Annotated in this window: 15 protein-coding genes; 8 read left to right on the forward strand and 7 right to left on the reverse strand. The window is 44.6% G+C overall.

The window, feature by feature from the left end; genetic code table 11:
* Positions 1-99 precede the first annotated feature (99 nt).
* Positions 100-480, forward strand: a complete 381-nt coding sequence (locus AZI85_RS15205) for a hypothetical protein (protein WP_063244869.1) — start codon at positions 100-102, stop codon at positions 478-480.
* On the opposite strand, the gene rnk is transcribed toward AZI85_RS15205, so the two are convergent.
* Both rnk and AZI85_RS15215 read right to left on the reverse strand, forming a co-directional pair.
* A complete protein-coding gene (gene rnk, locus AZI85_RS15210) occupies positions 477-881 on the reverse strand; it encodes a nucleoside diphosphate kinase regulator (RefSeq protein WP_063244870.1) in 405 nt (134 codons plus the stop codon). The genes AZI85_RS15205 and rnk overlap by 4 nt on opposite strands.
* A gap of 168 nt (positions 882-1,049) precedes the next feature.
* Positions 1,050-1,943 carry a phosphate/phosphite/phosphonate ABC transporter substrate-binding protein gene (locus AZI85_RS15215; protein ID WP_172795345.1) on the reverse strand — a complete coding sequence of 298 codons (894 nt, stop codon included), beginning with the start codon at positions 1,941-1,943 and terminating at the stop codon, positions 1,050-1,052.
* A 123-nt stretch (positions 1,944-2,066) separates the two neighbouring features.
* Here AZI85_RS15215 and AZI85_RS15220 point away from each other — a divergent pair, with 123 nt between their 5' ends.
* Genes AZI85_RS15220 through AZI85_RS15235 form a run of 4 tightly spaced genes read left to right on the forward strand, consistent with a single transcriptional unit; the run spans position 2,067 to position 6,705 of the window.
* Positions 2,067-2,372, forward strand: a complete 306-nt coding sequence (locus AZI85_RS15220) for an Hpt domain-containing protein (RefSeq protein WP_253721025.1) — start codon at positions 2,067-2,069, stop codon at positions 2,370-2,372.
* Positions 2,373-2,377: 5 nt separating this feature from the next.
* The gene (locus AZI85_RS15225; RefSeq protein ID WP_063244872.1) at positions 2,378-5,779 is read left to right on the forward strand and encodes an ATP-binding protein; all 3,402 of its coding nucleotides are present in this window, start codon (positions 2,378-2,380) and stop codon (positions 5,777-5,779) included.
* Between the two features lie 11 nt (positions 5,780-5,790).
* A complete protein-coding gene (locus tag AZI85_RS15230; RefSeq protein ID WP_063206104.1) occupies positions 5,791-6,288 on the forward strand; it encodes a response regulator in 498 nt (165 codons plus the stop codon).
* Between the two features lie 9 nt (positions 6,289-6,297).
* The gene (locus AZI85_RS15235) at positions 6,298-6,705 is read left to right on the forward strand and encodes an OsmC family protein (RefSeq protein WP_063244873.1); all 408 of its coding nucleotides are present in this window, start codon (positions 6,298-6,300) and stop codon (positions 6,703-6,705) included.
* Between the two features lies 1 nt (position 6,706).
* Here AZI85_RS15235 and pbpC read toward each other — a convergent pair whose 3' ends face one another.
* Both pbpC and AZI85_RS15245 read right to left on the reverse strand, forming a co-directional pair.
* Positions 6,707-8,722, reverse strand: a complete 2,016-nt coding sequence (gene pbpC / locus AZI85_RS15240) for a penicillin-binding protein 1C (protein ID WP_063245069.1) — start codon at positions 8,720-8,722, stop codon at positions 6,707-6,709.
* On the reverse strand, positions 8,719-14,169 hold the full coding sequence (locus AZI85_RS15245; RefSeq protein WP_063244874.1) for an alpha-2-macroglobulin family protein: 5,451 nt from the start codon (positions 14,167-14,169) through the stop codon (positions 8,719-8,721). The genes pbpC and AZI85_RS15245 overlap by 4 nt, the downstream gene beginning before the upstream one ends.
* 190 nt (positions 14,170-14,359) lie before the next feature.
* Between AZI85_RS15245 and AZI85_RS17970 the strand changes: the two genes are divergently transcribed.
* Both AZI85_RS17970 and AZI85_RS15250 read left to right on the forward strand, forming a co-directional pair.
* Positions 14,360-14,482, forward strand: coding sequence for a hypothetical protein (locus AZI85_RS17970; protein ID WP_301335693.1), 123 nt, complete (start codon positions 14,360-14,362; stop codon positions 14,480-14,482).
* 59 nt (positions 14,483-14,541) lie between these two features.
* Positions 14,542-15,123, forward strand: coding sequence for a superoxide dismutase family protein (locus AZI85_RS15250; protein ID WP_063244875.1), 582 nt, complete (start codon positions 14,542-14,544; stop codon positions 15,121-15,123).
* Between the two features lie 8 nt (positions 15,124-15,131).
* Here the strand turns inward: AZI85_RS15250 and AZI85_RS15255 are convergent, their stop codons facing one another.
* The 3 genes from AZI85_RS15255 to AZI85_RS15265 are packed head-to-tail and all read right to left on the reverse strand — an operon-like array spanning position 15,132 to position 17,402.
* Entirely contained in the window at positions 15,132-16,112 is a 981-nt protein-coding gene (locus AZI85_RS15255; protein WP_063244876.1) for a fumarylacetoacetate hydrolase family protein, read from the reverse strand.
* 9 nt (positions 16,113-16,121) lie between these two features.
* Positions 16,122-16,667: an outer membrane beta-barrel protein gene (locus tag AZI85_RS15260; protein ID WP_063244877.1), complete on the reverse strand. Its 546-nt coding sequence runs from the start codon at positions 16,665-16,667 to the stop codon at positions 16,122-16,124.
* A 57-nt stretch (positions 16,668-16,724) separates the two neighbouring features.
* The gene (locus AZI85_RS15265; protein ID WP_253721026.1) at positions 16,725-17,402 is read right to left on the reverse strand and encodes a hypothetical protein; all 678 of its coding nucleotides are present in this window, start codon (positions 17,400-17,402) and stop codon (positions 16,725-16,727) included.
* Between the two features lie 113 nt (positions 17,403-17,515).
* Between AZI85_RS15265 and maiA the strand changes: the two genes are divergently transcribed.
* The gene (gene maiA, locus AZI85_RS15270; protein WP_063244879.1) at positions 17,516-18,175 is read left to right on the forward strand and encodes a maleylacetoacetate isomerase; all 660 of its coding nucleotides are present in this window, start codon (positions 17,516-17,518) and stop codon (positions 18,173-18,175) included.
* The last annotated feature ends 298 nt before the right edge of the window (positions 18,176-18,473 follow it).

Raw genomic sequence — 18,473 nt, forward strand, 5'->3', positions numbered from 1 at the left:
TCCCCAGAAACTCGGGATGAGCAGAAACTTACGTCAATTCTAGGCCAATGGCTAGAGATACCTCGTTAAGTCCTTCGTTGGACGGGCGATAAGTAAAATATGAACCGCAAGGTCCTTTTCATCATCCTTCTTCTGACATCATTTGCGCAGGCTCAAGAAAGTTCTGTGTACACCTGTCGTTTTGAGAATGATCCGCACGGATTTTCGTCAGTGCGCATGAAAAAATATTTTGATGAACAAGCGAATATGGAATTAGGAAAAGTGGACCTGATTCAAAACTTTATGGTGGTTGAAAGCACGGCTACTAAAGTGTATCAAATCCCCTTATTAGATAATCAAAGCTTCGTGCAACTGTGGAATTCGGCAAACTTAAGAGTTGACGCGCAACTCCTCTACTCTCAAGGAAGTAAAGAGTTTCGCGCCAACTACGTTAAAAATTCTGAAAAACAGAAACTTATCTGCGTAGAACTGCGCAATTAAAGGTCCCAACGACCTTCAGCTTCCGGTTGAAATTCAACACTACGTACAGAAAGTTTTTTCACCGAACCATTGGGCATTTTCCAATCAATAGACTGGCCCTCAGTTAATCCCAACAATGCCATGCCAACAGGAGCCAAAATAGAAATACGCCCCTCCTCTAGCTTTGCATCTTGCGGATACACCAAAGTCATTTGGCTTTCCTGCCCGGTGGCTTCATCCAAAAACTGCACACGCGAATTCATCGTCACGACATTGCGAGGAATTTCGGTTTGCGCAATAACGTGAGCCCGTCCAAGTTCTTCTTCCAAAGCCTCGGCCCAAGGACCTTCCACTTGCGACAGCAAAGCCATTAAACGGTGATGGTCCTGATCCGTAATAAAAATGCGAGGTTGTGTGCTCATGCTTCCTCCTGAAAAGGTAAGAGTTAATTAGTTCATTGAATTTTTAAAATGAGAATGGAACGAAAAAAGAAACTAAACGGCCATCAGCAGAAATTTTCTGCTGCAACAAAATCTAAGAATGAGATTTTTGAAAGAAAGGCGCATAACGGGCATTATACGCCAATTATTTTATTTAACAAGGTCTTGAACATTCTTCCCTATATCTAAAAGAATCTGGCGGACATGATCGTAATCTTTATCCGTACAATCTTTGAAATTCGTCAAATGATACAGATTTTTTAACGCTTTGGCCCCTTCGGGAGTGGAAGAAAAGCTCTTCATAGCTTCGACAATCTTTTTACGCATCTCCTCTGGAAAGTCTTTTCTAAAAACAACGGGGTCACTGGGGACCGAATCCGTTTTTTCTAAAATGCGCACTTTTTCATAAATATCGGGAAATTGGGAAATCACCAGACGGCGGGCATCTTGCGGTACGCCATCTTCAGCAGGCGTATGATAAGTCGCACCTGCGTCGACACGGCCCTGATAAACCATAGTTACAACACTGTCATGTTTCCCCGCGAAAACAATTTCGCCCAAACGGACATTCGCATCTTTAAGTCGCTTGGCTGGCAAAACATAACCCGAAGTGGATGCTGGATCGACGAACGCGAACTTTTTTCCATTTAGATCTGAAAGCGAGCGGATTTTGGGATTCTTCGTGATGATTTGTCCCCAGTATTCCGAACGACCTCGATTCACTCCCATCAAAAATGCTTCTGCTTTGTACTTTTCGTGCGCCAGAATGTAGCCAAAAGGATTCATAATTGCGACGTCGACACGTTGCGATCCCAATCCTTCTACCACCGCAATAAAATTCACCGGCACTTGCATCTTGATGTGGATACCCGTCTGTTGCTGAATCCAACGCTCTAAAAGTTTCCCATTTTCAGAAAGGACTATGGCGTCTTGCCCCGGAACAAGAGCAAATTGCACAGGATGATTCTTAGATCCCAAGTCTTCACGCGCAGTGCAAGAAAGTAAAAAGAATGAGAGGATGAGGGCGAAGATATTCTTCAACACAAGCTTTCTCCGTGAGGATTTCCAACGAAATTCCTCTCGTTATTAAATGTATGCAATAAACACTATTCTAAACTAAAATGCATTGTAAAGCAGAGTTCATTTCGGGATAAGGAGTGCATGGAAATGTCTAAAGTAACTGTCGAAATCGATGCCGATCTACAAGATCTCATCCCACAGTTTGTCGAGAATCGCAAAAAAGATATTGAGACTCTCGAGCAGCTTGTGGAAAAAAATGATCTTGTGACTATCGCTCAGCTTGCACACAAAATTAAAGGTGCAGCCGCGGGATATGGTTTCAATGAATTGAGCGAGCTTGCCGCACAAATGGAAAAAGCCGCTAAAGCCAATGACAGCACTCCACTTAAAGACCTCGTTAAAAAAATGAGAATTCATTTCCTAAACATCGAAATTCGCTACGTCACGATGTAGGGTTCATGACTCACAGAACGCGCCTTTTTCTTTTCACGACCGCTCTCGTTCTGGGTACTTTACTCATCGCGGGAAGCATCGGATATAAGGTGGGCGCTTCGGCCCTCATGCAATCGAGTGTCGATAAGTTAATTCAGGCTCGCATAGCCAAAACAAAAGAACTTACGCAAGACTTTCAGCATCTCAACAATATGCTGATGGTGATGGCCGAAACGCGACGTCTGCAAAACTTTTTGCAACAATCACCGGCGGACCAAGAAGAAATCCGTCGGTATTTGCAACGCTCCGGAAGTGAAAGTGGCTGGCGTCCTTTAATCGCTCGCCAATACGAATCTCCTCAAACAGGGGATATTCTTAAGTCCCTTTCACAAATGTCGCCTTCCAGTGTTTTTCTTCAGGCGCAGTTTCTTCAAGACGCGCTTCGAGAGAATAAAAATCCACGCGAAGTGGTAGAGCCGTCCCAAGCACCGAAGCTTTCGTATTTTAAAAACCACGCAGTCATTCATAATTTCATCTTAAATCAACTGGAGCGGAATCATTTAAGTGACATTCTTCTTATTGATAACGATGGAAACGTCGTTTACACCACCAATAAAAAGCTTAATTTAGGTGCGAATTTATTGACTGGAAGTTTTGCTAATACACGCCTATCGCAAGTTTACAAATGGTCCACAGAAGCACCCAACGCAACGACGAAGTTTTTTGATTTTTCAACTTTGGCGCATTTTTGGCCTGAAAACGTCGCGTTCCTTGCGGCGCCTATTTACTCTACTACAAACAACAAGCATCTTGGCGCCTTGGTGTTTCAGATTCCGGTAAAAAGAATTGATGAAATCCTTTCCAACAATCATGATTGGAAGTCTTTAGGTCTTGGAGCTTCCGGGGAAGTTGTCGCCTACGGCCCTGAAGGTCTTATGCGCAATACATCTCGGTTTTTTTTTGAGAATCCGAACAAGCTGATCGAAGATCTTCAAAAACGCCATCCTTCTACCAATGAAGGCGAACTGATTCTTCGCTCGCAGTCGACTTCTATGATTGTGGGACTACCGCAAACTTTACTTAAAGAATACTTGGAAATGTCCGAACTCGTGGACCAGGCCGATGACTATGCTGGACATCGTTCTTTAAAATCTATAGGCAAAGTTATTCTTCCGGGTGAAACAACCTGGATTCTGATGGCAAAAATGGGAATGCAAGATGCCGTGGGCCCTTTAAAAGACCACTTAGGTTCATTGGCTTTGGCATTGTTGTTAATCGTTATAGCTTCTTTCGCCGCGGCCTACTGGGTTTCTTTAAATCTTTTCCATCCTCTTAAAAAGCTTTCTTACGCTCTTCACCGCTTACGTTCTCACTCATTTGAAAAACTCTCCGTCCCGCGCAAAGGCGAATTCAAAGGAGTCTTTGAATCTTTCAACGAAGTTTCTGAACATTACAACAGCATTAAGTCGCAAAAAGATTTTTTGGAGAATGTTTTTTATTCTCTTCATGAAACATTTTTTATTCTTGAATATTCTGCACCTATTGAAGAGGTTCCCTCACAGCTGACGATTCAGACTTCCAACCCCGCCGCCGCGGAAGTCTTAGGCGTACCTTCTGCAACACTCAGAGGAACGGATTTACGAAATTGGATTGAGATGGATTATTCGGCCCTTGATAACAAAATCAAGGAGAGTGCTGACGATGCAGAAATCACTGTTGAAGGATCTCTAAAGCATACTTCGGGTAAGGAAATACCGATTGAGATTTCCTGGTCCCGAGTCAGAGGAGGCGGCAGCGATAAGATTCTTTTAATTGCGGCTGGTCGAGATATCAGCTGGAAGAAAGAAATCGGCAAAGAGCTTAAGCTCAAAGAAGATCTTTTGAAAGAGTCCCAATCCCTTTCAAAGACAGGTTCTTTCCGTTGGGAGATTAAAACCGGCGCTTGCGTCTGGTCCGAAGAAGAATACAACCTCCTTGGATTCCAAGCTGATAAAGTCCGTCCCACTTACAATCTTTTCCGTTCCATGATTATCCCGGAAGACCTGGCACTTTTTGATAATGCTTTAAAATCTTCGCGCGAAAGCATGCAACCGTTTGACGTCGACCTGCGCGTTAAGAAAAACGGAACCAATGAAATGATTTGGGTCCGCTGCCGGGGCCGCACGGAATATGATCAATATGGAAATCCTATTTACGTCTATGGCACAACTCAAGACATCACGGAACTTCGCCGAGTCGAGCAATCTTTAATTGCCGCTAAGAACGAAGCTTTAAAATCCTCTCAGGCGAAATCTGAGTTCTTGGCTCATATGAGTCATGAAATTCGCACTCCTATGAATGCCATCATGGGAATGGCCGATCTGCTTCAAGAGACCAAACTTGATGCCGATCAAAAGTATTACGTTAAAATTTTCGTGAAGGCGGGCGAAGTCTTGATGGCACTCATCAATGACATCCTAGATCTTTCGAAAATCGAAGCGGGTGAAGTCTCGATCGAGAATATTCCTTTTGATCTGAATAAACTGATGGTTGATGTGGAAGATATGATGAAGCCCCGAGCTTTGGAAAAAGCTCTGAGCTATTCCTTCGAAATTTCTCCGGGTATTTCGCCTTACGTGATGGGAGATCCCAACAAGCTTCGTCAAGTTTTGATCAATCTCGTTGGAAACTCATTAAAGTTCACTCAACACGGTCACATCCGAGTTTCCGTGGCAAAGAATCCTTCTAAAAAGGACACAGTACTTTTCAGTATCAGTGACTCCGGAGTCGGCATCCCCGCCTCGAAGCAGCATTTAATATTCCAAAAATTCTCTCAAGCCGACAGTTCGGTCACTCGCAAATATGGCGGAACAGGCCTGGGACTTGCGATTTCAAAAAGCTTGATTGAACTTATGGGCGGAAAAATTTGGTTTAAGAGCCGTGAAGGCAGTGGAACGACGTTCTTCTTTACCGTCCCCTACCGCGAGCAGGTTTACAATCCAGTGACACACCAGCCCCTGCCTCTGCAGGGTGGCGAGCTGGACTTTGCCACTCCGAAGCAGCGTGACCCTAATAAGAAAATTAAAATTCTGGTTGCGGATGATACTGAAGACAACCGCACTCTTTTTACGCACTATCTTAAAAACGGACCGTATGAAATTATTGAAGCCGAGAATGGACTTGAGGCCATAGATAAGATAAAGTCAGGACAGTTTGATATTGTCTTTATGGACGTGCAAATGCCTGAGCTTGATGGTTATGCGGCCACTGATGAAATCCGCAAATGGGAAAACGAGAATCACAAAACTCACACTCCTATCATTGCCTTAACAGCGCATGCACTTTCAGAGGACAGACAAAAGTCTTTACGAGCGGGTTGCGATGACCACATTGCAAAGCCCTTTAAAAAAGACACGTTGGTCGGTGTGATTAACAAATATTCTCTGTAAGGAGATTTCTCATGGGCACTGAAGAAAAAAGCCGTCTATTGATCGTTGAAGACGACTCCGATATCCGTGAGTTATTAAAACACTTTCTTAAAGAATTTGTGGACGAGATCGTCGAAGCTGAAAACGGCGCGGCGGCACTTGAACACGTAAAAACACAGGAATTCGATACCATTCTTTCTGATATCGAAATGCCCCAAATGAACGGACTTAAGTTTTTGGCTTATGTACGCTCTTTGGGTCAGATGACTCCATTTGTGGTACTGACAGCTCATGGAGACCACTCTCGGGCCCTCGAAGCGCTTTCGCTGGGCGCTTTTGACTTCATCACCAAAGATTCAAAAAGAAAATTAGTGATCGAAAGTGTGTGCGCGGCTTTGAAATTCGGTCGCGAAATGAAGTCTTCCAAAAACGATCCGGTTCGTTCAAATCATTTGCGCAAAGTTTACGCGGATATGTCTAAATCATCCGAAATGCGCTTAAGAAAAATCATCGAAGAAATGTCATCTTAGGAGTCCCTAATGGTTAAAATGGAAGCCCATTATCAAGGTGAAAAACACTGCGAACTGACGCATGTTCCTTCGGGAGCGCGTATCGGTACAGACGCACCTAAAGATAATAATGGGAAAGGAGAACTTTTCTCTCCCACAGATCTTTTAGGAGCCGCAACGGGTTCCTGCATGCTCACAGTCATGGCGATTGCCGCGGATAAAGATGGTGTTGAGCTTAAGGGTTCCCGCGTGACTGTGGAAAAAGAAATGGCTTTGAACCCTCGTCGTGTGGCTAAGCTGCACATTGTTCTGCATCTTCCACAAAGTGTTCCCCACGATTATCGTAAAAAATTAGAAGACATCGCCTTAAACTGCCCGGTGAAATTGAGCTTGCATCCGGATTTGCAAACTCCGATTTTATTCCATTACGACATATAGTTTACTTCACCAAAACTTGCACTTTCTGCGCAAGTTTTTGGTTCTGATAAAGTTCAAAGGTGTGACGTCCCGTTTCGGGCGTCCACAAGATAGACTTATTTCCTGCAACTTTTTTTCCGTTGATTTTCCACTGCAATCCCGCGGGATGTGGTCCTTCCGCCAATAAAGGCATTTTCTGATGACCGCGGGGAATAGCCGGATCCAGTGCCATGATCATACCGTCTTGAGGATACACAATGCGAGCTTGAGGATATTTTTCTGGAGGAGTGATTTCTTTCTGTGCCGATGCAAGAGACAGTTTGGCCGAGGGATAGTTGGCGTCTAAAAACGCCATCACCTTTTTCCAGATAGGGGCGGCGCCTGTTACTCCCATCACGTTCCACATGGGATCTCCTGAAAAATTTCCGACCCACACTCCGACAGTGAATCGAGAATTAAATCCAACACACCAATTATCGCGCATGTCTTTGCTAGTTCCAGTTTTTACAGAAGCCCCTTGGGTGGATAGCGCTGAATCCAATCCAAATCCAAGAGCACGATTTTCGCTTTGAGCCAGAATGTAAGCCACATCCTGGGCCGTCTGAGCTTTAAAAACTTGTCGTGCCTTAGGTTCGGGATCGTTGGAAGTAAAACGAAGATCCGTATAGATGCCATTGTTAGCTAAAGTTCGATAAGCCTGAGTAAGATCTTCAAGCGTGACGTCAGCAACTCCCAAAGCCAATGCAGGACCATAGTGTTCGGGCTCTTTAAGATTTTTAAATCCTAACATCTGAAGACGAGTCCAAAAACTTTCATCGTTAAGAAGTTTAAATACTTTCACGGCAGGGACATTTAAAGAGGAAGCCAATGCCGTCTTGACCTGCACCCAACCGTAAAACTGCTTATCGTGATTTTGCGGTTTGTAAATGCCTCTTTCAAAAACGATATCAACGGCAGAGTCTTCAATCCACGAGTTCGGTGTGAGAATATTGTTTTCAAAGGCGGTCGCGTAAAGAAAAGGTTTGAGCGTAGAACCTGCCTGGCGATATGAGCGAACTCCGTCTACAAACTTTTTATCCGAGATACCACTTCCTCCTATATACGCCCAAACATTTCCGGTGGCATTCTCAACCACAAGGACGGCGGCATCGTTCACATTCTGCGCTTGTAAATTTTGAATCTGCGACTTCACCACCTCTTGAGTATAAGTCTGGACATCCATGTGGACCGTGGACTTAATTTCTCCGCTGACAAAGTGGGGACTCAACCGCTGCGCCAAATGCAAAGCCACGTTATGTGTCGAGGACTCCAACGTCTTCTTCGCAAGCTCAGCGATAAAAGCCGGAAACTCAGAACATAAAGAAGGCTCTTGCCAGCACGCGCGATTTTTCCAGTCCTTCACTCCGGCATTAGGCGATCGAATTAAAACTGCTAGCGCCACGGCCTCTTTCAATGTCAGTCCTGAAGGAGACTTATTAAATAAAGCCCAAGAAGAAGAAGTGACACCTTTGTATTCACCCCGGAGCGGAATCAAATTTAAATAACTTTCTAGTATTTCTTTTTTGGTCCAAGATTTTTCAAGCCTGTAAGCCGAAAGTATTTGTCTCAGCTTGCCCGTCATTCCGGAATATTGAGCCCGATCTGGAGCGATGAGCTTTAAAAGCTGCATCGTGATTGTACTTCCTCCTCGAGAAGAATCTTTGAAAGATCTTTGATAAAGGCTGGCCACTAACGAAGTTATTGAGACTCCCGTATGCTCATAGAAAAATCGATCTTCCGATTTTAAAACTTCGGAGATTAGAACCGGGGAAATATCCGCTAGAGGCGTCCACTGAAAACTTCGATTGTCTTTGTTTTTACGCCACTGGTGTAAAAGCTTTCCGTCATGGCTTAAAATGTACAAATCTGAGCTTTGATACTGCGTCTTGACCTGCTCGTAGGAACGCAACTTAGGAAGGGAGTTATAAAAATAAACTCCACTTCCCAATAATACTAAAGCTGTGAAAAGCGCTCCTCCGGCTAGAAACTTTTTTTTCACTCTTGAACCACCCATTGGCTTTCCGGAAGCTCTGCAAAGATATCGGGACTATACATGGCCTCAACACGACTTGCAGGAAGTTTGTAGGTGCCTGCTTGGTTAAAACGAATAGTGTATTCTAAATTCTCTTCACCATTAAACCAGGCCTGATAGAAACGAACCAGCTCTTCTTTTCTTTCCACTGCTGTCGCCCAAGAACTTTGCAAAAGACTGCTGCTAGCTGGAATAGGATCTTCAATGACCACCCATGTTTGTGGCGCCGACGTCTTCACTTTAATTTGAATCTTCGCAACATCTCCTACACTCCACACACCTTTTTTCTTTTGTTCCACAGGTGTCACAGTTTTTTCCACATTAAATCCGGCGAACAGAGGTTTCGTGACCGGAGTTGAAACTTTCGCAGACACGGTGATCCACGGTTTGCCTTCGCCTTTTTGCTGCCACTGAACTTCGGACTCTTTTTTATTCCATGGAAGAGTCAAAGTTCCTGTGCGGCCCTTGCTCCAATCGTAAGAGGCTTTTTTTCCTTCAAGTTCGGCCTCGAAAATCCCTTGAACTTTTTCTTTTGAATAAGCCTCTTGAATTTTACGCAAGACTAAACTTCCCCACGCATTGTCCGTCGTTAACATCCAAGCGCCATTCGTTTGGCGAGCCAAAACACCCTGATACAGTCTTGGGGTGTCGCTTCGCCATTTTTCTGAAGGCAAGGTGGCAAGAATCAGACGCAAGATGGAGCTTTCTGAGTCCCGCATCAGCCACGACATAGATTCACGGCCTTCTTCTTTCAACTGAAGCCTTTTCGCCGAGAAGCTAAATCGACTGCGAAGAAGGTTTTCCAGATCCGTAATCTTTTTATCGCGTTGAGGAATATCCTTTTCCCATAAGTGGATTTGATACCATTCTACTAAGGTATAAAGTGGCCATTGGTTCGGCTGATAATCTATGGCCGTTAAAAGATCCAAATTCAAACGACGGTAACGAGACAGCGACTCGAAAGCTGAAATCTTTTTTAAAGTCTCATCACTGCGACTGAAGTTTTCTTCTTCTTTGAGGCGGCCTTCGGCATAGGCCGATAAGGCATCAAGAAGACGGCCTTCCGTTTCTTCACCCAGAGCAAAGCCTGACTCGTGCGCAATATTCAAAACATAAGAGGTCAGAATCACACTTCCGTGAGCATGAGACGTCGGGAAGTATTTTAATAAACCTTCTTCAGAAATATAGGTTGGCAGTTGATTCGCCAATTTCTGCCACAGCTTTTTATCATTTGTGGAAACGGCTCGAGAGATCTGCTGCTCTAAGCAGTTATAATCATAGTTCTTCCAGAAATCTTTAATACCCTCAAAAGAACCACCAAGACTCGCACTTGCCTCGATGACGATGGAACTCTTTTCCAGTTCTGCGTCTGCGGGTTGTTTGAGTGACAGTTTAGAAAACTCGGGCCAAGCTCCCCATTCGCTTTGATAGATTCTAGGCTCACGCAGATTTAAAATCTTTTGCGTTTTTTTCACCTCATCTAAAACTTTCCCTTGGGCATTTCGCGCCGTCATCACGTATTGGAGTGAACCGGAAGATGGGACTTTGATTCGCCACTGCACCTCTTTAGATTCACCCGAAGCTAACCTCAGCTTCTGAGGCGTAAAAGAATCTGTTAATGGACTGACCTTTAGGCTCAACTGCAATTCTTGAGTTTGCGTCGAAGCGTTTCTAACTGTGAAACCTGCAAGGAATTGATCGCCCTCACGCACGACGGTGGATAGTCCCGGCATTATGATAAGATCTTGTGAGGATTGAATTGATGTAAAACCCGTTCCAAACTGATCTTGTCCTTGAAGAGCGATAGCCACGATACGGAAGCTCGTCGTGGAGTCATTCAATGGAACATCAACCTTCGCCTCACCTTGCGCATTGAGTGTGATTGAAGGATTCCAATAAAGAAGTGTATCAAAAAGTTCACGCCTTAAAGCCCCGCCTCCATCACCGCCAATCGGCAAAGCCTTAAGACCGAAGTGACGTTTACCAATCACAAAGGTTTGAGACGTCGCGGTCTGCAGCGTGTGAGCACGCATTTTCATCATCGCTTTTAATAAATCCCAAGAGTTATTATCGCGAAGTTCTAGCAAACCTTCATCCACTGCTACCAATGCCACTTCACCTTGAGCGGCCAGCTTTCCGTTGGCGTCTTTAACTTGAACGCGCACCTGTGCTTTATCGCGAGCTTTATAGGATTTGCGGTCTGTCGTCACATCGACTTTTAAAGAATAATCTTTCCAGCCGACTTTGATATTAGTCATGCCCAGTTTAAATGCGGGCTTACCTAAATCAACCAGAGCCGTGGGCTTTGGATCATTAAGGCGTCCGCGAATGGCAAAGGCCGAAACCACAACATTAGGTGAATACTCCTTTTTGATAGGAAGACGAATCACGGGGTTCTCGCCTTTAACATCCACCACTTCAGAGTAAAGAACGGAGTCACGTTCCACCGTTAAAAGTACTTTGGCTGAGGGAAACGGAGTGCGCAATTGAAATTCTGCAGTTTCTCCCGGCTCGTAAGTTTTCTTAAACGGAATCAAATCGGCACGGTCATTGTCGTTTGAACCGAACCATTGAGTTTCTCCGGGTGCAACGATCCATTGGTTCACGTTTGCCAAGGCCTCTTTGCCGTTCGCATCTTTTGTTGAAACAACCGCTAAGACGGAACCGGTCGCTTTTGTTTTACCAGCGCAACTAAAAATGCCCTTGTTATTTGTTTCGCCACGACAAAGTTCGCCGATTTTTTTAAATTCTCTGAAATCTTCGTAAGCGTAGAAACCACCGACAAGACGTTTACGATGTGAATAGTACTGACTTGTATAAAGATCGACTTGAACCTTTTGTTTCTTAAGAGGTCGCTGTTGTAAATCCAAAGCCACGACATCGAACTCGACAAGATTTGGAGTCGCCCACCACGATTTTGCTTTAATACCCAGAATGACTGAAGAAGGCCACATACCAAAGGACCGAATGGCCGTCTGGATTTCTCCATTAGGGTCTTTAAATTCGACCTCCGTGCGAAGGCGCTGTGGTCCCCCGCCATACTTTAAGTTTTTAACCGGCACTTCCGCGCTTCCCTGAGGGTTGAGCTTGAATTCAATAACACCACTTTGTGGAATATGACGAGCCCCCTCGTCTTCACCGCTGCGAAAAAGGCCTTCTTTAACCGAACCATTTGCGAACGAAAAATCCTGGAAGTCATCGTCCTCTGGCAGGAAGGTGTCAGGCTCGACACTCCAACGCATCTTCATCGGAAGACCGGCCGCGGGGCCTCCAGAAAAATAAGTCCCGCTGACCTGTACTGGAACTTGGGACTCTAAAACATAGTTAGGTTGCGGACTTGATAGACGCACTTGCAAAAGAGGCACGCGGAAGCTCTCGATAGAAAATTCTCCTACGGACATCGAAATGAGCGGTGTCTCTTTTTCAGCTATCATCGTCCAGCGACCCATTTTTACACCCGAAGGAATGGGCCATTTAATTAAAGCCGTGCCATTTTTTTTATTCCACTTTAATGGAAGTTTGAAGGATTGCAGACCGGAGTCATGAGAAAGAACCAACGTCGTCGGCCACTCTTTTTCCGTTGGAAGCGACAAGCCCGACTGGTTTGGTTTTCTGATTACGATCTTTGAAGACAATGTTTCTTCAGGTTTAAATAGCGTACGGTCCAAGATAGCATGCGCGATAAGAGGCGATGCCGAAGTATTAAACCCTAGTTGGAAGCGCCAAGATTCGATACCGCGGTCCCAAGAAGAATGTGTGAAAGTGAAGTCATCACCCTTTTCCGCGACGGCAAAAAAGCCGTCATTGTAAAACGAATCGTACTTTTGGTTGGTCGGAAAAGATTTTTTGAACTTGAAATAGGCAAGGCCTTTTGAGTCGGTTTTACCTTCGGCCACAGCATTCCCGTGGATATCAAAGATTCGCACTGTCGCTTGAGAAACAACTTGGGTATTTTTCAACTCTGTCACCCACACCCAAGCCTCATCACCGGAATGCTTAATATGTGTCGCCATATTGGTTACTAAAGCAGATGTGCGCACAAAGAAGGGGGCCTTCTTATCTAAGAGACTTTGTCCCAGAAGAGCGCTTTGCATTTCGACGACGTAAAAACCTTTTTTCTTAAGAGGAATACCGACGACTTCCATGTCAGACGCCTTCAGCGGCTTTTGCACTTGGATCTTTTCAACAGAGGCCTTGCCAGCCAGAGATAGTGAAGTTTCACCTGTAGACTCTTTTTGAACTTTATTGAGGTTGGCAATCACCTCTTTAAACTGCGCCGCTGAAAGCTGTCCCGTCCAACCCACAAATTTCGTCTGAAGACTTTTTTCAACACGACGTAAAGTCACAGGCAAAACGGCTTGCTCAGCCTCAATCACTCCAAAGTCAGCGGCAAATTTCAATAAAGAAGGATCATCGCCGGTTTTAATTGTCAGTGGAAACTGTGACTTATTCGTCAAAGATCTGCCGTCTTCGTCTTTGATATCTGCAGGAACAATCAACTGAAATTGCGCGTTCTGCGGAAACGGACCTTTAAAGTTCAGATATCCAACTCTTTCTTTTTCCGCCGTTCCTTCAAGGCTTGAAGCAAATATCTTCTGTTTTTCTTTTGTCTCGATATAAATTCTTTTTGCATCGGCCACCGCAATCGACGCATTGAAGGTCACGCTCATACCTAAAAGAGGAATACACGGTTTTCCAGGGGCTTCTCGTTCACAAGAAAACTGGGCTTTAAAAGCTTCTGCTACCGTGAATTCAAATGTCTCTTCTTCCGGTGAAGAATATCCCGCAATAGATTGAACACCTCTTCCCCAAATCAGACTGACTTTTGCTCCCGCCGGGAAAGTGCGAGTCGCTTTAACGACAATGAAGTCACCTTTAAAGCTGTCTTTTTCGAATTTATATTCTTCTTCGGCAGAGGCCTTAATCTTTTTTGCCTCTCCGTCCGAAACCACTTCTGCAGGAATACGATCACCTAAACCCTCAACGACGAAGTAAGCTCCTGACGACACACTTTCTTTTTTTACCGGCGCATCCAGCATCAAGAGAAAACTCTGCTGTGGGTCAATATTGCGATACACACGAGGAAAAATTTCCGTCACGTGAGGGCCGCCTGTGTTGAACTGAAAATTTTGACCGGCCACTTCAATAGTACAAGCACTGCCGCCAGGAAGAGGTTTTTTAAAATCGAAGACCCAGTTTTTTGTGTCGATCCATCGACCTTGTCCATCCTTAAAGCATTCACTCCGTGCTGGTGCATCTAACTTGATTTCTCCGAAGCGCACCATAGGCTTTGCAAATTCAATTCGCACCTGATCCACAGACTTTACAAAGCCTTGAGGTGTCAGAGTTTTAATCTGGATTTTTTCTTGAGCATAAGAGGATGAAACGAGTGAAGCCAGAAGCAGGGCGAACATAGAAAATCTCCTTATCGCTTAAGCTTCGTTGGCGTGACTAAGCACTGTCACTCGATGATGCCCTCGGTTATATAGGACCTAGACTCTCGTATTGATACACCCAGAGTTTTTATCTATGTATGCATTAGCAATTATCTATTGGAGAACCCTTTTTGTCTCGTGAGACAATGAGGATACAAGGGAGGTCTATATGACCACACTCGCAACAAGAGCCCTTCTAGCCAATAAAATCCGCATAGGACGCGTGGTGCTTTTCATTTACCTTTCGACTTTTACTTTCGTCGGACTTCTGACTTACTTTGCGAATAGATAAATGACATTTTCATCGTCGCAGGTAAAAATGCTCCTGTAGAACTTTGCAAAGGAGATCCGATGAAAAAATTATTGCTTGTTGCACCCGTTGCTTTGATGTTTGCCGGCTGTGGCTTGTTTCAGAAAAAGACTTCAGATTCAACGACTTCGACAACCTCAGAACAGACTTCGTCTCAAGACGCCGCAGCGTTGGCGCCTACACGCGCGCAAGCTGTCCTCAAAGCTTCTCACGATTCAAAAGTGAAAGGCATCATCCACTTCACTGAAGATGGAAATTTGAAAATTGAAACTATGGCAGAAGGTTTAAAGCCAGGTCCCCATGGTTTTCATATTCATGAAGTTGGTGACTGCTCTAAGGGAGATTTCTCTTCTGCGGGTGGCCACTTCAATCCAACACAAGGACATCATGGGTCTACAGATTCTAAACACCGTCACGCCGGTGATTTGGGAAATCTAATGGCGAACGGCAAAGGAAAAGCCAACGTAACAATGACGGTAGAAGGCCTGACGTTAAAGCCAGGACCTAACAGCATCATTGGTAAGGCTGTCATTATTCACAAAGATAAAGATGATTTGAAATCTCAACCTGCGGGTAATTCCGGTCCACGTATCGCGTGCGGAGTTATTGAGGCTGTAAAATAAGTGAAGGCTTAAACAGCCTTCACCTTCTGAGAAATCTTTCCAAAGATACTTTGACCTTGAGCATCCGACATCTGCATTTCAATGGTGTCGCCTGCTTTCATAAACGGCGTCTTAATGGCGCCGTTTTCAATTTGTTCAATCATGCGCTTTTCAGCTAAACAGCTTGAACCACTGCTGTGATCATCGTTTGAAACAGTTCCACTGCCGATCAATGTGCCCGCTGCCAGATTGCGTGTCTTCGCCGCGTGAGCAATCAACTGACCAAAATGGAAGTGCATGGCACCTGCATTCGCTTTTCCGAAAAACTGACCATTGTAAGTCACATTCAACGGCAAATGAATTCGACCACCTTTATAGGCTTCACCCAACTCATCCGCTGTTACGGCAAACGGAGAAAGCGCCGAAGCGGGCTTACTTTGGAAGAAACCAAAACCGCCTGCGAGCTCTTCAGGGATCAAACCGCGTAAAGACACGTCGTTAATCAAAACAAACAAACGGATGTACTTTAAAGCTTCATCGGGAGTAACGCCCATTGGAACAAAATCTGTAACCACACCCACTTCGCCTTCGAAATCAGTGCCGTGCGCGAAATCACGCTGCGGAATATCTTCGGTCGGCGCTAGGAACTGACCACACTCCCCTTGATACATCAAAGGAACTGTTTCCAGTGTTTCAGGCAAAGCCGCTTTACGAGCCATGCGAACTAGTTTGATGTGATAGATAAAAGCAGAGCCGTCGGCAAAAAGCCATGTGCGTGGAAGCGCTGAATGGAAATCGCTTTCCTTTACAGGAAAGGCATTCGCGGCTTTCCCTTCATTCAAATCCGTATAAAGCTTCTGCAAAGAAGCTTCTTTGTCCTTCCACGACTCCAGCGCTTCTCGCAAATTCGGAGCAATGTGTGTCGCTTTGACCGCCATTTTTAAGTCACGGCTGACAACACACAATTCACCATCTTTACTTAGCGCTGATTTTAAAGAACCCAGTTTCACGATTCATCCTTAGTCAAAAGTAATCTGCAGATTCGCACCGACGGCACGATAGTCTTTCAAACCATCAGCCACTTCACCGCTTGCAGATTCATAGTACAATGCAATTCCGAAGTCAGGAGCAAACTTGAAGCTTGCACCGATCAAAAGTGGAACCAAAGGAGATTTGACTCCTGTCACGTTTCCGATGTCCGCGTTCTTATCCAAGTTCATACCCAAAGAAACGCCGGCAAAGACACCCGCATATTCTTCAAACTTATACATAAGCGCTACTGGGATATCCAAATAGTTCATAGTCACTTTGTTTTCAGGAGGACCGTCAACAGTTAAAGGTCTTTGAGTGTAAAGAAGACCTGTTCTTAGGTGCAAAGGGCCTGACAATGGAAAGTGCGCTGTTGCTCCGAATTGGAATCCTATTTGTGAGCTTGTAGAAGCGCCTGAATCCACATCACCAGATTGGCTACGAATACCCACTTCTAATCCATAATCGATATCGGCCAACGCTGAAGAGGACATCAATCCCACAACTGCCATCAATGAAAGAGCTAACTTTTTCATCCTTAAATCCTCCTAAAATTCTTCTTACGAAGTGGGAAAATCCTCCCACAACTTCAATTATTTATCAAAACACCACACAGCATTCAGCGCCATCTCATTTATAGCCGTATTCGAGGACACTTCGCTGTGCTCCAAAGCTAAATGATGAGGTTCCACTGTGCCTCGAGCGGCCAAAACGATAAGGACTAGTGGAAGCAAGATACGTAGAGCTGTCTCCAAGGTCGAACCTCTTTGCGGAGAATACTCATCCTTCCACTCGCCAAATTTAAGACTTTTAATCAGCATATAGCCTAAGCTAAATAACAAAACCGTAATAACTACGAAGATCCAAGTTTGATTCGGTTGAAGTCCTTGCGCTTGCTCGATAAAGACTTGCGGATGCCAAGACATGTATTCTTCAAAACGCATGCGGCGCCCGTGCTTAGCAAAATAAAAGAAATCAATAAAGCTCATCACGCAGATCAAAAACCAAATGACCGTAAAATAGCTTTTGTAAAAGACGAACATTCCACGCGGCCATTTCTCTGTGACGGCTTGAATCAGCAACAGGAAATAAAGTGGAATAAATAAAAAGCCAAAGATCAAAAGATCAAATCTTAAACCCGCAACGAAAGATTGAAGAACTTCCGTAAAAGGCACCTCTGCCGTCGCATGAAAGACGGAAAGGAAATATAAATTCATGCGGAACAAAGTCATGAAGACGATCATGGCTAAAGCCAGCATGCATAATTTCAAGAAAACTTTTGTGGAAAAACGCAGTGAAAAGATAAATCTATTAGGCACCGAAAAGTCCTTTGACTGATCTAAAAATCGGGAATGAAATAAGCCATCTCACTAGGAGTAAGTATATGTCCTCAATGACACTTTACAACTACTTTCGAAGTTCCACTTCGTACCGTGTTCGTCTGGCTTTGAATGTGAAAGGCCTGGATTTCGAATACAAGCCGATCAATCTTTTGAAGGCGGAACAAAGATCGGAAGCATACTTAAAGATCAATCCCCTAGGTGGTCTTCCAACTTTGGTTCACGGCGGAAAAAATATTCCTGAGTCCTTTGCGATCATGGAATACCTAGATGAGGTGTTTCCAGAGCCCGCACTCTTCCCCAAAGATGCTTACCTAAAAGCCCGCGTTCGCCAAGTCTGTGAAGTGATCAATTCTTTCATGCACCCTATGTGCAACTTAAAGACGTTAAATTATCTAGAAAAAACTCACGGCTATGACCAAGCCAAAAAGGAAGAATGGGCCGGATTCTGGTTGCCCCAAGGACTTGAGACTTTAGAAAAAACTTTGCAGGAATTTTCTGGTACTTACAGTTTCGGCGACACGATCACCATGGCGGATTTGTTCCTAGTGCCACAGCTACTTACTTGCCAACGCTTCAAGGTCGACATCACAAAGTATCCAACACTGATGAAGATCAACGAAAACTGCAAGAAACTTCCCGCATTTGAAAAGGCTCACCCTTTCAAACAAATCGACACGCCTGACGAATTCAAAAACAAATAGGCTTTAAAAATGCAAAAGAGGATCTCGCCTTCGCTAGATCCTCTTTTTTAGACTCCTTTGTCCGTTACCTTTCAAAGGAGTCCGATATGCGTAACAAAACCTTACGTACTATTCGGAAGATCTTAAAAGTTACTAAAGCTTTTTTGATAGTAGTTCTGCTCTTGCTAACTATTATCGCGAAGCTTAAGTCTTTGTAGGTGTCTCTATTTGAAGCGTTCCCAACGGTACAAGTGACTAAAGAACCAAGGTCGGGACTTAAAATCCAACGGCGAAGAAGTCACGGATGAGGCCCTCTAGC

Origin of the sequence: Bdellovibrio bacteriovorus, from assembly GCF_001592755.1 — a bacterium.
Lineage (GTDB): Bacteria > Bdellovibrionota > Bdellovibrionia > Bdellovibrionales > Bdellovibrionaceae > Bdellovibrio > Bdellovibrio bacteriovorus_E.